Source organism: Bradyrhizobium genomosp. III, assembly GCF_000261705.1.
Taxonomy (GTDB): Bacteria; Pseudomonadota; Alphaproteobacteria; order Rhizobiales; family Xanthobacteraceae; genus Bradyrhizobium; species Bradyrhizobium ottawaense.
On sequence record NZ_AJQF01000059.1, the window covers coordinates 1 to 14,404 of the forward strand.

The 14,404-nt window shown below is 65.5% G+C and carries 11 protein-coding genes; 4 read left to right on the forward strand and 7 right to left on the reverse strand.

Annotated elements, in window-relative coordinates; all coding sequences use genetic code 11:
• A partial coding sequence (locus IC66_RS0105610) for an FAD-binding protein (protein WP_038946953.1) occupies positions 1-1,628 on the forward strand: 1,628 nt, incomplete at its 5' end.
• 193 nt (positions 1,629-1,821) lie between these two features.
• On the opposite strand, the gene IC66_RS0105615 is transcribed toward IC66_RS0105610, so the two are convergent.
• Positions 1,822-5,298 carry an indolepyruvate ferredoxin oxidoreductase family protein gene (locus IC66_RS0105615; RefSeq protein ID WP_038946954.1) on the reverse strand — a complete coding sequence of 1,159 codons (3,477 nt, stop codon included), beginning with the start codon at positions 5,296-5,298 and terminating at the stop codon, positions 1,822-1,824.
• Positions 5,299-5,464: 166 nt separating this feature from the next.
• On the opposite strand from IC66_RS0105615, the gene IC66_RS0105620 reads away from it, so the two are divergent.
• The 3 genes from IC66_RS0105620 (at position 5,465) to IC66_RS0105630 (ending at position 9,175) form a co-directional block, all read left to right on the forward strand.
• The gene (locus IC66_RS0105620; protein WP_038946955.1) at positions 5,465-6,412 is read left to right on the forward strand and encodes a hypothetical protein; all 948 of its coding nucleotides are present in this window, start codon (positions 5,465-5,467) and stop codon (positions 6,410-6,412) included.
• A gap of 386 nt (positions 6,413-6,798) precedes the next feature.
• The gene (locus IC66_RS0105625) at positions 6,799-7,497 is read left to right on the forward strand and encodes a cysteine hydrolase family protein (protein WP_028143122.1); all 699 of its coding nucleotides are present in this window, start codon (positions 6,799-6,801) and stop codon (positions 7,495-7,497) included.
• A gap of 10 nt (positions 7,498-7,507) precedes the next feature.
• Positions 7,508-9,175 carry a hypothetical protein gene (locus IC66_RS0105630; RefSeq protein WP_028143121.1) on the forward strand — a complete coding sequence of 556 codons (1,668 nt, stop codon included), beginning with the start codon at positions 7,508-7,510 and terminating at the stop codon, positions 9,173-9,175.
• A 53-nt stretch (positions 9,176-9,228) separates the two neighbouring features.
• Here the strand turns inward: IC66_RS0105630 and soxA are convergent, their stop codons facing one another.
• The 6 genes from soxA to IC66_RS0105660 form a co-directional block, all read right to left on the reverse strand.
• A complete protein-coding gene (gene soxA / locus IC66_RS0105635; RefSeq protein WP_038946956.1) occupies positions 9,229-10,008 on the reverse strand; it encodes a sulfur oxidation c-type cytochrome SoxA in 780 nt (259 codons plus the stop codon).
• Positions 10,005-10,322, reverse strand: a complete 318-nt coding sequence (gene soxZ, locus IC66_RS0105640) for a thiosulfate oxidation carrier complex protein SoxZ (protein ID WP_038946957.1) — start codon at positions 10,320-10,322, stop codon at positions 10,005-10,007. The genes soxA and soxZ overlap by 4 nt, the downstream gene beginning before the upstream one ends.
• A complete protein-coding gene (locus tag IC66_RS0105645; protein ID WP_028143118.1) occupies positions 10,322-10,789 on the reverse strand; it encodes a SoxY-related AACIE arm protein in 468 nt (155 codons plus the stop codon). Before IC66_RS0105645 ends, soxZ begins: the two co-directional genes overlap by 1 nt.
• 8 nt (positions 10,790-10,797) lie before the next feature.
• The gene (soxX, locus tag IC66_RS0105650; RefSeq protein WP_038946958.1) at positions 10,798-11,250 is read right to left on the reverse strand and encodes a sulfur oxidation c-type cytochrome SoxX; all 453 of its coding nucleotides are present in this window, start codon (positions 11,248-11,250) and stop codon (positions 10,798-10,800) included.
• On the reverse strand, positions 11,243-12,514 hold the full coding sequence (locus tag IC66_RS0105655; RefSeq protein ID WP_038946959.1) for an NAD(P)/FAD-dependent oxidoreductase: 1,272 nt from the start codon (positions 12,512-12,514) through the stop codon (positions 11,243-11,245). The genes soxX and IC66_RS0105655 overlap by 8 nt, the downstream gene beginning before the upstream one ends.
• A gap of 51 nt (positions 12,515-12,565) precedes the next feature.
• Positions 12,566-14,404 (reverse strand): xanthine dehydrogenase family protein molybdopterin-binding subunit (locus tag IC66_RS0105660; RefSeq protein ID WP_038946960.1); only part of this gene is annotated, 1,839 nt, incomplete at its 5' end.

The following is a 14,404-nucleotide window of genomic DNA, read 5'->3' on the forward strand; positions in this document are numbered from 1 at the left end:
TGCTGGTGATCGAGAAGACCGCGTTCGTCGGCGGCACCACCGCGTGGTCCGGCGGCATGGTCTGGATCCCCGCCAATGCTAAGATGAAGGAGGCCGGGCTCTCCGACAGCGTCGCGGATGCCGTCCAATATCTGTCGAGCACGGTGCCCGAGCCCGCCAATGCCGGCCTGCGTGCCGCCTTCCTCGCGCGCGGGCCCGAGGCGATCGCCTATCTCGAAGCCAACACGGAAGTTCGTCTCCAGCCGGTGAAGACCTGTCCGGATTGTTATCCGGAGCGGCTGGGCGCAACGTCTGGCGGCCGCGTGCTGGAGCCGGTCGGTTTCGCTGGCACGCGGCTCGGCGCCGCTTTTGCGCGATTGCGGCCACCGCTGCCGGAGTTCACCCTGTTCGGCGGGATGATGGTCAATCCTCTCGACGTTCCGCATTTGCGCAGCGTTGGAAAATCGCTGCGCTCGACCATGCGCGCGGCGCGGCTGGTCTCTCGATATGCGCTGCAGCGGCTGCGCAGCCCGCGCGGAACGTCGCTGCATCTCGGCAACGCACTTGCCGCGCAGCTCTATGCTTCGCTGCTGGCGCGGCAGGTCGAAGTTCTCTTCAGCGCCGACGTCGAAGACCTCTCGATGCAGGGCGAACGCGTCAGCGGCGTGGTGATCCGTCATGGCTCCCGCGATCGGCCCATCGCAGCGCGCCGCGGCGTGGTGCTGGCGACCGGCGGCTTTTCGCACGATTCGAGCTTGCGCAAGCGCTTCTTCCCGGCGGCGGCTGGATTTGTCTCGGCGACCAACCCCTCCAGCACCGGCGACGGACTTCGGCTCGCGGCAACGACTGGTGCCGCGCTCAATACGGACGCGACCAGCCCGGCCTATTGGGTGCCGGCCTCGCTGTTCCGCCGCGCCGACGGCAGCCGCGGCGTGTTCCCGCACCTTGTGACCGACCGCGCCAAGCCCGGTGTGATCGCCGTCAACGCAGCGGGCCGGCGTTTCGTCAACGAGGCGCTGTCCCACCACGAGTTCGTGCTCGCCATGCTCCGTCATGGCGATGGCGAGCCGGACCGGCCGTTCTATTTGATCTGCGACCGCCGGTTCCTGTGGGCTTACGGCCTCGGCCGCATCAAGCCGTTCACGCGCAGCTATCGGCGCTATGTGGCGAGCGGCGAGTTGGTCGAGGCGCCTGATATCGCGGGGCTCGCGGCGAAGATCGGCGTCCAGCCGCCGGTGCTGGCGGCGACGGTCGCGAGCTACAACGAAGGCGCGAAGGAGGGGCGCGATGGCGAATTCGGCCGCGGCAGCACCATCTACCAGCGCCATCTCGGCGATATCAGCCACAAGCCCAATCCCTGCGTTGCGCCGATCGTCCGCGCGCCGTTGTTCGCGATGCGCATCCATCCGGCTGATCTCGGCACGGCCATCGGCATGAAGGTCGATGCGCAAGCCCGTGTGCTGCGCGAGGGCGGCACGCCGATCGCCGGCCTCTACGCCTGCGGCAACGACATGGGCTCGATCATGAACGGCAATTATCCGGCGCCGGGGATCACGTTAGGGCCGGCGCTGACGTTCGGGTATATTGCGGGGCGGCACCTGGCGGAGGGGGCGATGATAGCGCCGAGTGCTGCGAAGGCGGTTGTCTGAGGAGCGCACCCGCTATATCCGCGCCATTGCGAGCGTAGCGACTTGTCCGCCGAAGCCTTGGCGAAGGCGGAAGCAATCCAGAATCCTTCGTGGAGGCAGTCTGGATTGCTTCGTCGCATCAGCGCAAAATTGCTGCGCAATTTTGTCGCGAGCTCCTCGCAATGACGCGTGGAGAGAGCTTGCGTCCTCACCGCTACTCCGCCGCCGCCGCAAAACGGCTGTTCTCCAGCTCCGCCTCCAGCCGCGCCGTCTCGGCCGCTGCCAGCTTGATATTGGCCTCCTTGACGTGGCCGAAGCCTCGGATCGTCTCGGGCACCCTCGCGAGCCTTGCCAGCAGCGGGATCTGCTCTGCCTTCAAACCCGCGATCCGCTGATCGATCATGCCGAGATAATCTTCAACCAACTTCCGCTCGGTCCGACGCTCCTCGGTGCGGCCGAACGGATCGAACGTGCCACCGCGCAGGAATTTCAGCTTGGCGAGAACGCGGAAGGCATGGATCATCCAGCCGCCGAACTCCTGCTTCTGCAGCCGGCCTGTCGTCTTGTCGCGCTTCGCGAAGATCGGCGGCGCCAGATGGTATTTCAGGGTGAAGTCGCCGTCGAATTTTTCGGACACCTTGTTAGCAAAGCTGCCGTCGGTGTAGAGCCGCGCGACCTCGTACTCATCCTTGTAGGACATCAGCTTGAACAGGTTTTTCGCGACGGCCTCGGTCAGCTCGGTTGACGCTGGCGAAGCCGCACTCTCGGCTTGGCGCACCTTGGCAACAGCCGCGAGGTAGCGGCCGGCATAGGCTTTGTCCTGATAGCTGGTCAAGAACGCCGCGCGGGTGGCGATGATGTCGTTGAGCGACTTCACGGGCGCGGATGCACGGCTCTTGAACTGGAGCACGCTGCGCACCCGCGACATGTCGTGGGCGGCCATGCGCCCCCAGGTGAAGGCGAGCTTGTTCATCTCGATCGCGGCGCCGTTGATTTCGATGGCGCGCAGCAGTGCCTCCAGCGACAGCGGGATCGCGCCCTTCTGGAAGGCAAAGCCGAGCATGAAGGGGTTGGTCGCGATGCTGTCGCCCAACAGCGCGGCGGCAATGCCGGTGGCATCGATGATATCGAGGTTCTTGTCTCCGACGGCGTCGCGCAGCACGGTCTGCATCGTGCCCATCTCGAAGTCGAGATCGGGATTTTGCACGAAGCTCGCGGTCGGCTGCAGGTCGGCGTTGATATAGGCTTTGGTCACGCCGCGCTCGGCACGGCTGAGCGCGGTGGGGCCGGCCGAGACGATCATGTCGCAACCGAGAATGACGTCAGCGCCGCCGGTGGTGATGCGGACCGCGGAGATGTCCTCCGGTCTCCGTGCGATGCGGACATGGCTCATCACGGCACCGTTCTTTTGCGACAGGCCGGTGAAGTCGAGCGCCGAGCAGCCGCGGCCGTCGACATGGGCGGCCATGCCGAGCAGCGCGCCGATGGTGATGACGCCGGTGCCGCCGATGCCGGTGACGAGGATGTTGTAGGGCGCGTCCAGCTCGCGTGCGGGCGGCAGCGGCAGGTCGGCGAAGAGCTGGCCTGAATCGACGGCCGAAGTCTTCATGCGCTTGAGCGAACCGCCGTGCACGGTCACGAAACTTGGGCAGAAACCCTCGACGCAGGAAAAGTCCTTGTTGCAGTTCGACTGGTCGATCTGGCGCTTGCGGCCGAACTCGGTCTCGAGCGGTTGCACCGAGACGCAGTTGGAGGCCTGCGAACAGTCGCCGCAGCCTTCGCAGACCAGCTCATTGATGAAGGCGCGCTTGGCGGGATCGGGATAGAGCCCGCGCTTGCGGCGGCGGCGCTTTTCCGCCGCGCAGGTCTGGTCGTAGATGATGACCGTGAGACCCTTGATGTCGCGCAGGTCGCGCTGCACGGCATCGAGCTCGCGGCGATGGTGGATAGTCGCGCCTTGCGGGAAGTAGTTTCCTTGCGGGTACTTGCTCGGATCGTCCGAGACGATTGCAAGACGCTTGACGCCCTCGGCCCAGACCTGATGCGCGATCTGCGCGACATTGAAGGCGCCTTCGGCGGGCTGGCCGCCGGTCATCGCGACGGCGTCGTTGTAGAGGATCTTGTAGGTGATGTTGATGCCGGCGGCGGAGGCGGCGCGAAGCGCAAGCAGGCCGGAATGGGTGTAGGTGCCGTCGCCGAGATTCTGGAAGATGTGCGTCTCGGTGGTGAAGGGCGATTGCCCGATCCAGTTCACGCCCTCGGCGCCCATATGCGAGATCAGATCGGTGCGGCGGGTCGGCATGCTCAGGGCCATGCCGTGGCAGCCGATGCCGGCCATGGCGCGGCTGCCTTCGGGCACGCGCGTCGAGGTGTTGTGCGGGCAGCCCGAGCAGAAGAACGGCGTGCGCGCGAGCTTGATCTGCGTGTTGGCGGTGACCGGATTGTCGAAGGCCTCCAGCCGCGCGAGCCGCTGCTCCAGCACCGGGCTGTGATGGCCGAGCTTGCGCAGCCGTGCCACCAGCGCGCCCGCGACGATGGTCGGCGTCAGTTCGCCTTCGCTCGGCAGCAGTGGCGCGCCGCGCTCGTCGCGTTTTCCAGTGACGGTCGGGCGTCTGGACACATCGATATTGTAGAGGATGCGCATCAGCTGGTCTTCGATGAATCCGCGCTTCTCCTCGACCACGAGCACGTCTTGCAGACCCTCGGCGAAACGCTTGGCGCCGCTCTCCTCCAGCGGCCAGGTCAGCGCGACCTTGTAGATGCGAAGGCCCAGATCCTGCGCGTCCTTGTCGGTGATGCCGAGATCAGCCAGCGCCTGGCGCAGATCGAGATAGGCCTTGCCGGTCGCGACGATGCCGAGCCGCGCCGGCTTTGAATCGAGCACGATGCGGTCGAGCTGGTTGGCGCGCGCGAAGGCCTGCACTGCGGCCATTTTCGGGCCGAACAGGCGCCGCTCCGCCTCCAGCGGCGGATCGGGCCAGCGGATGTTGAGGCCGCCGGGTGGCATCTCGAAATCGTCGGGCAGCACGATCCTGATGCGTTCCGGATCGCTGTCGATCGACGCCGAGCTTTCCACCGTCTCGCTGATGGCCTTGAAGCCGACCCAGCAGCCGGAGAAGCGCGACAGCGCGAACCCATAGAGACCGAGATCGAGATAATCCTGCAGCGTCGCCGGATTGATTACGGGGATCAGCGCCGCCGCGAACACCTGCTCGCTCTGATGCGCCAGCGTCGAGGACTGGCAGCCATGGTCGTCGCCGGCGAGCGCGAGCACTCCGCCATTGAGTGACGTGCCGGCCGCGTTGGCATGCTTGAGCGCATCGACCGAGCGGTCGACGCCGGGGCCCTTGCCGTACCAGATGCCGAACACGCCATCGACCTTGGCGCCGGGAAACAGCCCGACCTGCTGGCTGCCCCAGACCGCGGTTGCAGCCAGATCCTCGTTCAGGCCAGGGACGAAGGCGATGTCGTGCTGCTGGAGGTGCGACTTCGCGCGCCACAACGCGTGGTCGTACATGCCGAGCGGGGAGCCGCGATAGCCGGAGATGAATCCGCCGGTGTTGAGACCCTGGAGCCGGTCGCGTTCGCGCTGCAACATCGGCAAGCGAACCAGAGCCTGTGTGCCGGACAGGAAGATCCGCTTCGATTCGAGCCGGTATTTATCGTCCAGCTCGACCTGCAACAGCGTCATGTCGGGGATCCTTGTTGTCCTGGTCCGGCGAGGGATTTTGCGCCGCGGGAGATTTGCGGCCTTGCGAAGCGGAAGATACCCAGTCAAGAGCATGGGCCGGCGAAGTCAATATCGCTGGCCGCATCCGTGGCGCTCCTGCTAGTCATGGCTTCCAGTGGAGAACATCATGGCTGCAAAGGCATTCGACACCGAGATCACAGCGACGGCTGAGGCCCTGATCGGACCGTGGCGCCAGCCGCGTCAGATGCTGCAAGCGCAAACCTACGACGCGCACGCGTCCATTCACGACGACGCCACCGCGCAGAAGCTCGGCTTCAAGGGCGGTACCATCGAGGGCCCGACGCATTTCAGCCAGTTCGCCCCGCTCGGCGCGCAGCTGTGGGGACGCGCCTGGTTCGAGACCGGCTGCCTGTCCGCGCATTATCGCAGCGTCTGCTATGAGGGTGAGGAGGTGCAAGCGATCCTGTCGAAGCCACTGCCCGGGACGAGCCAGTGCCAGATTCGAATGGTCAAGCGCGATGGCACGGAGGTGCTGCGCGGCACGGCCTCCGTCGGCGAACCGCACGCCGCGACCGCGCTGGAGGCGCGCCTCGCCGAGCTCAAACCGCTCGCCGATCCCGTCATCCTGCGCGACGTCAAGGTGGCACAGACCGGCAAGCGGCAGACGGTCCGCATGGCGTTTGATCAAACCATGGGCGACCTTTATCCCTTCTCGCTGCGGCAGAAGCTCGCCGTCATCACCGAAAACTCGCCGTACTATTCGGGCGTCGACAACCCCTGGGGCAGACCGATCGTCCCGATGGAGATGCTGAGCGTGCTGTTCCAGTATCGCTCGAAGGACGATCCGCTGCCTGCCAAGGGGCCGGCAGTCGGCTTGTTCGCCGACCAGGAGATCAGGCTGGTGAAGGGGCCGCTCTTCGTCGACGAGGACTACGAAGTCGAGCGCGAGATCGTCGCGCTTTCCGGCAGCCGCCGCACCGAAAGCGCCTGGGCCAGGACGCGTGTGTTCGACAAGGCGGGCACGATGGTGGCCACCATGCTGCTGAACATGGCGACGATGAAGGACTCCTATGCGCCGTACGAGGAAGAGTATCGGCAGGTGTATGGGGCGTAGGGGCGAGCCGCGAGTGCTTCGCCTCTCCCCGCTCGCGGGGAGAGGCCGGATTGCATCGAAGATGCAATCCGGGTGAGGGGGACTCTCCGCGAGTCCGTCTCTCACCGTGATTGCGGAGGCAGCCCTCACCCCGACCCTCTCCCTGTAAGAACGGGGAGAGGGAAAAGAGAGAGCGTCGCCTCGGCATGACGGCGGAGGCCGCCCATCCTCTAGGCAAATGCCCGCCGCGAAGTCGTCGCACAGGGAATATGCAGACGCCGATCGCCGACGTAACCTTCTGACCACACAACGAATTCCCTAACGTCCGGCGCGCCATCGCAATTGTACACAATGGCACGGCGCTTGCAGAACTCCGGCAAAGAGAGTTCTCGCGAGGGGCGGGCGTCATGCTGGACTCGAGCAAGCCGACATTGGGCGTCATCAACGCCGAGCCCGAGCCGATCAAGCTCGACTGGCCGAGCACCGCGCTTCTCATCATCGACATGCAGCGCGACTTCATGGAGCCCGGCGGCTTTGGCGAGACGCTCGGCAACGACGTCAGCCAGCTCGCGCGCGCGGTGAAGCCGATCGGCGCGGTGCTGACGGCGGCGCGGGACACCGGCATGCTGGTGATCCACACCCGCGAGGGCCATCTGCCCGATCTCTCCGACGCGCCGCCGGCGAAAGTCGAGCGCGGCGCGCCGAGCCTGCGCATCGGCGATCCCGGCCCGATGGGCCGCATCCTCATCCGCGGCGAAGCGGGCCACGACATCATTCCTGAGCTCTACCCGCTCGACAGCGAGATCGTGATCGACAAGCCCGGCAAGGGCGCGTTCTACGCCACCGAGCTTGGCGACGTGCTGGAGAAATACGGCATCGAGAATCTGCTGGTGTGCGGCGTCACCACTGAAGTGTGCGTCAACACCACGGTGCGCGAGGCCAATGACCGCGGCTACCGCTGCGTCGTCATGTCGGACGGCTGCGCGTCCTACTTCCCCGAGTTTCACGAGATGGGCCTGAAGATGATCAAGGCCCAGGGCGGCATCTTCGGCTGGGTCGCAACCTCGGCCGCGGTTCTGGAGGCAATGAAGGTTTCGACCACATAGGGGTATTGTCATGAGCATATTGACGGGGACGGCCGGCAAGTCTGAGTTCAATACGTCTGAGTACAAGCCGGCACTATGGACATCGGGCGACTGGAATGCGTTTTTCGGCTTCGGCACCAACATCCTCGTCAACATGCTGGTGCTCACGGGCCTGTTGCGCTTCGTCCTGAAGATGCCTGATAGTCTGGTGTTCGGCCGCATCCTCCCCGCGCTCGGGCTGATGATGTGCCTCTCGACTTTCTACTACGCCTACCTCGCCTACCGTCTGGCGCAGAAGACCGGCCGTAACGACGTCTGCGCGTTGCCCTCGGGCGTCAGCGTGCCGCACATGTTCATCGTCACCTTCGTGATCATGCTGCCGATCACGCTGAAGACCGGCGATCCGCTCAAGGGCTGGTCCGCCGGCCTCGTCTGGGTATTCTTCCAAAGCTTCATCCTCATGATCGGCGGCTTCATCGCGCCGTTCATCCGCAAGATCACGCCGCGCGCGGCGTTGCTCGGCACGCTCGCCGGTGTCTCCGTCACCTTCATCTCGATGCGGCCGGCGCTGGAAATGTACATGACGCCGCAGATCGGCCTCGTCTGCTTTGCCATCATCCTGGTGAGCTGGTTTGGCGGCGTGAAATATCCGCGCGGCATTCCCGCAGGCCTCGTCGCCATCGCCGTCGGCATGATCATCGCATGGGGCTCGAACCTGTTCGGGCTCGGTCTCGGTGGACTAAGCGTCAAGGGTGTCGGCGATGCCTTTGCCAATTTCGGCTTCTCGGTGCCGCTCCCCGCCGTAGGCTACGTCTTTTCCGGCTTCGAATTCCTTGGCATCATCCTCGTCACCGCCATTCCGTTTGGCATCTATGACCTCGTCGAAGCCATGGACAATGTCGAGAGCGCGGAAGCCGCCGGCGACGAATATCCGACCACGCGGGTACTCACGGCCGACGGCGTCGTCAGCCTGATCGGCTGCCTGATGGGCAATCCCTTCATCAACGCCGTCTATATCGGCCATCCCGGCTGGAAGGCGATGGGCGGCCGCATCGGTTACTCCGCGGCAACCGGCATCATGGTGATCGTGCTGGCCTGGTTCGGCATCATCTCGGTGCTGCTGGCGCTCGTGCCCGTGGTCGCGATCTCGCCGATCCTGCTCTACATCGGCATGCTGATCGGGGCGCAGGCGTTCCAGACCACGCCGGTCAAGCACGCGCCCGCGATCGTGCTGGCGCTGACGCCGCATCTGGCGGCCTGGGCCAAGCTGCAGATCGACACGATGCTCGGCTCGACCATGAATGCGGCGGCAACCGTCGGCGGCATGGCCGCCGACAAGGCGGACGCGGTGAAGGCCGCCGCGATCGCAGCGTTGCCGCAGCAGGGCGTGTTCTACCACGGGCTCGAAGTCATGGGCGGCGGCTCCATCCTCGGCGGCCTCATCCTGGGCGCGATCGGCGTCTTCATCATCGAGCGCGACTTCGAGAAGGCATCAGGCTTCGCGCTGGTCGGTGCGGTCCTGACCTATTTCGGCTTCATGCATGGCGAGGCCGTCGGCATTGGCGGTGGATTCGGTGTCACGCCCGCCGTCGCGCTGGCCTACGCTGCGATGGCCGCCGGCCTGTTCGCGGCCAGCAAGCTCGGCGCCAGCGAACACTATGCCGCACATCCGGAGATGTCGGCCGCGCCGGCGGAGTAGTCAACGAGGTCAAGCTCCTTGCGGAACGGCTGGGTGATCCCAGCCGTTCTCGTTCAGGGCCGTACGGCCGGCGTCTCCATCGGCAGGCCGCGCGCCCGCGACATCAGATAAAGCTCGAGCGCGACCAGCTCGGGCGAGCCGTAATCATAGGCCTGGGCGCGGACGCCGCTCATGCAGCTGCGCAGCCGCCGCTCCAGCGATCCCAGCGTTTGCCATTCGAGGCGGTAGAGCGGATAGCCGGTCGGCTGTCCTTGCGTGACCGGCGCGCCCGCAAGGCGCTTGTCGAAATTGTCGTCGTGGCAATTGGTGCAGGCGAGGTTGAGTTGGCCCTCCCGCTGCATGAAGAGGTCGCGGCCTTGCGCCACGAAGGGCTTTGCTTGCGGATCGTCGCCGGCGGTGATCGCGACACCGCGCGATTGATGGGCAACGAAGGCGGACAGCGCCAGGAGGTCGCGGCTCTCGTAAGGCAGTGGCGGCGCCTGCTGATGATTGGCGCGGCAGAGATTGATGCGCTGGTCGAGCGTGACGGGGCGACTGAGCGTCTTGTCGATGGCCGGATAGCGCGTAGCGACGCCCTTCATGCTGCTGTGCGCATCGCCATGGCAATCCGCGCAGGCTTTCTCCGCGCTGCCGGACTTCTTCGTCCAGAGCTGTTCGCCGTCGAGCACGAACAGCATGCCCGGATTGGAGGTGTCGTCATCCTGCATGGCGCGCGTGTCCGGGCCCATGAAGGAGTAGCCGGACCGGCGCGCATCGGGCGGGATTTCACCGGCGAGCAGGGCTGGGGCCGCGGCGAACAAGGCCGCTGCTGCTATCGTGTGCCAAACGCTCATTCGACAGTGATCGACGCCGACGCAGTGGACGAATAGCCGTTGTCGCCGATCCATTCGAACTCGAACTTGCCGCTTTCCCTGGCGACCGTGAAGAACGACAGATAAGGATTGGCTGCGATCGCCGGAAACAGGTCGGCGCGAAAGACCTCGGCGCCATTGTAGAGGCAGGTGAAGCTCGTGATGATGTCGCGCGGCACCAGCTTGCCGTCCACGGTGTGGCGGAAGCCCGTCTCCATGATGTGCGAGGTCAGCGTGCGGATCTCGATAACGTCGCCGCGCTTGGCCTTCGCGGGAACGTTGATGAGCGCGGCCATCAGTTCATCTCCTCGGTGCAGGCGGCCAGCGTCACGACCACGTCGACGGCGACCTGCCAGAACGTGTCGTCGGACAGGCGCGCGATCGCAACCACCTTCTGGGTGTCTGCGAGGCGGATGCGGGTCGCGACCTGGGCGCGGCCGCAGGAGGGGCCGAGATAGAAATTGCCGATGTTCGGCTGCGGGTTCTTCTCGTTGAAGATGTGGATGCTCTTGACGTGGTCGTCAGCGGTCATCGGGCTTGCAACGCTCACCATCATCGGCACGGTGTTGCCGTTCTCGACCAGCGGCGGAATGTCGAGCTTCACCCTGCCGGTGCGAATCGGCGCTTCGCCGACGACGTTGCGGATCGCGGTATTGAGCATCGCTGGGGTCGCGTGAAGCGGACGCAGGGTGACGATCGGGATCGTGCCGGCGGCAGTGACGCCTCCGGCGAGGCTCAAAAATTGTCGTCGCGTGGTTGGCATGAACAGTCCTAGTCGCGAAGCGTTGCAAGAAAAGCCACGATGTCCTCGATCTCCGCCGCCGACAATATCGGCTTGCCGGTGAAGTTGCGCCCGACCCGCACGAAGCCGTCAATGCGATAATAGGACGGCATGATGGTCTCCGGGTTGAAGCGGGCCGCATCGACCAGCCGAAGCCGCAACTGGCTCACCGACCAGCGGTTCCCGGCGCCTGTGAGGTCAGGTGCGAGATCGCCCTGGAACCGCGTTTCCGGGAAGGGACCGGAATGGCAGAGGATGCAGGTCGTGGTGCGCGCCAGCACCAGCGCGCGGCCGCGCACGGCATCGCCTGGCGTGCCCGTGAGCGATTCCACTATGCCGTCGCCGGCTACCTTGTAGGAGGCGAGTTCGTCCGCGCGCGCAACGCTGACGAGGGCGAGACTGGCGGCGATCAGCGCCACGCCATGGACGGAGGATTTAGCCAAAGGTGTCCGCCGTGATGGTTTGAAACCAGCGCTCGGCTTCGGTCGCCTCGCGGGCGCGCAATTCGCGCGGGGCAGCGACCGGGCTCGTCGCGCCGCCTTCGACCTCGGCGAAGATGTCGCCTTTCGGCTGGTAGTTGCCGGCGAGGGAGAAGCCGTAACCGGGTGCCACGGTATTGTAGCAGACGCCTGTCAGCCGCGGCATTTCCGGCGCGCGGCCCGCGAGCAAAGCAACGATGGCAGCGGCGCAAGCCTTGCCTTGCCCGCTTGCGGCCGAGGCCGATTTGGGAATGCCGCCGCCGAGACAGGCGTCGCCGATGACGTGGATGTTCTTGACGAGCTTCGACTCGAAGGTCACGGGGTCGATCGGGCACCAGCCGGTCGCATCCGTAGCGCCCGCGATCGCGGCAATACGCCCCGCGCGCTGCGGCGGGATGACGTTGGCGACATCGGGCGTGTAGTTGCCGAACTCCGTGATGATGGTCCTGGTTGCAGGATCGACCGAGGTCACGCGGCCGCCTTGCGACAGCGCGACGCGCTCGATCATGTCGCCGTAGAGCTCCTTCCACGCCTTCTCGAACAGCCGCTGCTGGGAGAAACCGTCCTTGGCGTCGAGCACCAGCACTTTTGAGCGTGGCTTGTTCGTCTTCAGATAATGCGCGATCAGGCTGGCACGCTCGTAAGGTGCGGGCGGGCAGCGCGAGGGATTGGCCGGGATTGCAATGGCGACCGTGCCGCCGTCAGCCATTGCCTCCAGCTGCCTGCGCAGCAACAGCGTTTGCACGCCGGCCTTCCAGGCGTGCGGTATTTTCTCCGATGCAGCGTCGTCATAGCCGGGCAGGGCTTCGAAGTGGAAGTCGATGCCGGGCGAAATGACGAGGCGGTCATAAGCAAACGTGGCGCCATCGGCGGCCGTCACGCTGCGCTTTTGCGCGTCGACGGCCGTAGCGGCCTGAGCGGCGACGGTGATGCCCTCGGCGGCGAGCCTGTCATAGCCGAACTGCTGCGCTTCGATCTCGCGCAGGCCGGCGATCACCTCGTTGCTGAAGGGGCACGACGTGAAGGTCTTGTTCGGCTCGATCAGCGTCACCTGCAAGCCCGCCTGCGCGCGCTTGAGCGCCCGCGCGCAGGCCGCGCCGCCAAAACCGCCGCCGATCACGACGATGCGGCCTGCCGATTGCGCGCGCAGGATGGAGGGGACGGCGAACGATGTGGCCGCGGCGGTGATGCCGAGAAGGGCATTCCGCCGTGTCACCGGCGCATTCATGAATTTTGTCCGCAAAATACCGCGGCGGCCGATAGGCCGCCGCGGCTGCTCTTAGGCGAAGGTGATATTCTGGTCCCGCAGCGGCACCGAGCGGATGCGCTTGCCGGTCGCGGCGAAGTACGCATTGAGCACCGCCGGCGCGGCGACGCCGATGGTCGGCTCGCCGACACCGCCCCAGAACCCGCCGCTCGGCACCATCACCGATTCCACCTTCGGCATCTCGTTGATGCGCATCGAGTTGTAGGTGTCGAAGTTGGTTTGCTCGATCTTGCCGTCCTTGACGGTGCAGCCGCCGTAGAACAGCGCGGATAGGCCATAGACGAAGGAGCCCGCGATCTGCCGCTCGACCTGCGCCGGATTGACGACGTAGCCGGGGTCGGTGGAGGCGACGATGCGATGCACCTTGATCTTGCTGCCGTCGGTCACCGAGATCTCGGCGGCGCCGGCGACATAGCTGCCATAGCCCATGACCTGGGCGATGCCGCGGTAAACGCCCTGCGGCGCCGGCGTGCTCCAGCCGATCCTCTCGGCGACCGCATTGAGCACCGCCAGATGCTTGGGATGGTTGCCCATCAGCTTGCGGCGGAATTCGAGCGGGTCCTGGCCCGCGGCCTGGGCCAGCTCGTCCATGAAGCATTCCATGTAGATCGCGTTGTGATTGACGTTGACGCCGCGCCAGAAGCCGGGCGGAACGTGCGGGTTGCGCATCGCGTGCTCGACCAGCAGGTTCGGCACCGAATAGCCGAACGCGGCTTCGCCGGATTGGGCGACGCCCTGGAAGGCGGCCGGATCCATGCCGTTCTGCAGCGCTTCGGGGCGCAGCGAGAACAGGATCGATTGCCCGGACAGTCGATAGTGCAGCGCGACCAGGTTGTTGTCGGCGTCGAACGCGCCGGTCATCTTGCACTGGGTGATCGGGTGATACCGGCCGTGCGCCATGTCCTCTTCGCGCGACCACAACAGCTTGACCGGCGTGCCCGGCATCTGCTTGGCTATCATGACGGCCTGGCGGACATAGTCGGTCTGGCCGCGCCGGCCGAAACCGCCCCCTAACATCACCTTGTGCACGTCGCACTTGTCGGCCGGCAGGCCGGAAGCCTCCAGCACCGCTGCGAACGCCGCCTCGCCATTCTGCGTGCCGCACCAGACCTCGCATTTGTCCGCGGTGTAGAGCGCGGTGGCGTTCATCGGCTCCATCGTGGCGTGGTTCTGGTAGGGATAGGAGTAGACGGCCTCGACCTTCTTTGCCGCATTCGCAATCGCCGCCTTGGCGTCGCCGTTCTTGTTGCCGACATAGGCCGGCTGGTCGTTGTTGAGGCCTTCGGCCAGCCACTTCGCAATCGACTCGCTGGAGACTTTTGCGTTGTCGCCCTCGTCCCAGACGATCGGCAACGCCTCCAGCGCGGTCTTGGCGTGCCACCAGGTGTCGGCATCGACCGCGACCGCGGTATCGCCGACCTTGACGACTTTCTTGACGCCTTTCATGCTGGCGATCTTGGCTTCGTCAAAGCTCTTCAGCTTGCCGCCGAACACGGGGCAATCCTTGATCGCGGCATTCAGCATGCCTGGCAGCTTGATGTCGGCGCCGTAGATCATGGCGCCGGTGGTCTTGTCGACGGTGTCGAGCCGCTTCACGCCCTTGCCGATCAGCTTCCAGTCCTTCGGATCCTTCAGCTTGACGTCCGCCGGCGGCGTCAGCTTGGCGGCGGCTTCGGCTACCTTGCCGTAGGTCGTGGTCTTGCCCGATGGCGTATGGGTGATGACGCTGTTAGCGGCCGCGCATTCGGAGGCCGGCACCTTCCATGCGTCGGCGGCGGCCTGGATCAGCATCACGCGCGCGGTGGCGCCGCCCTTGCGGACATAGTCCTGCGAGGAGCGGATGCCGCGGCT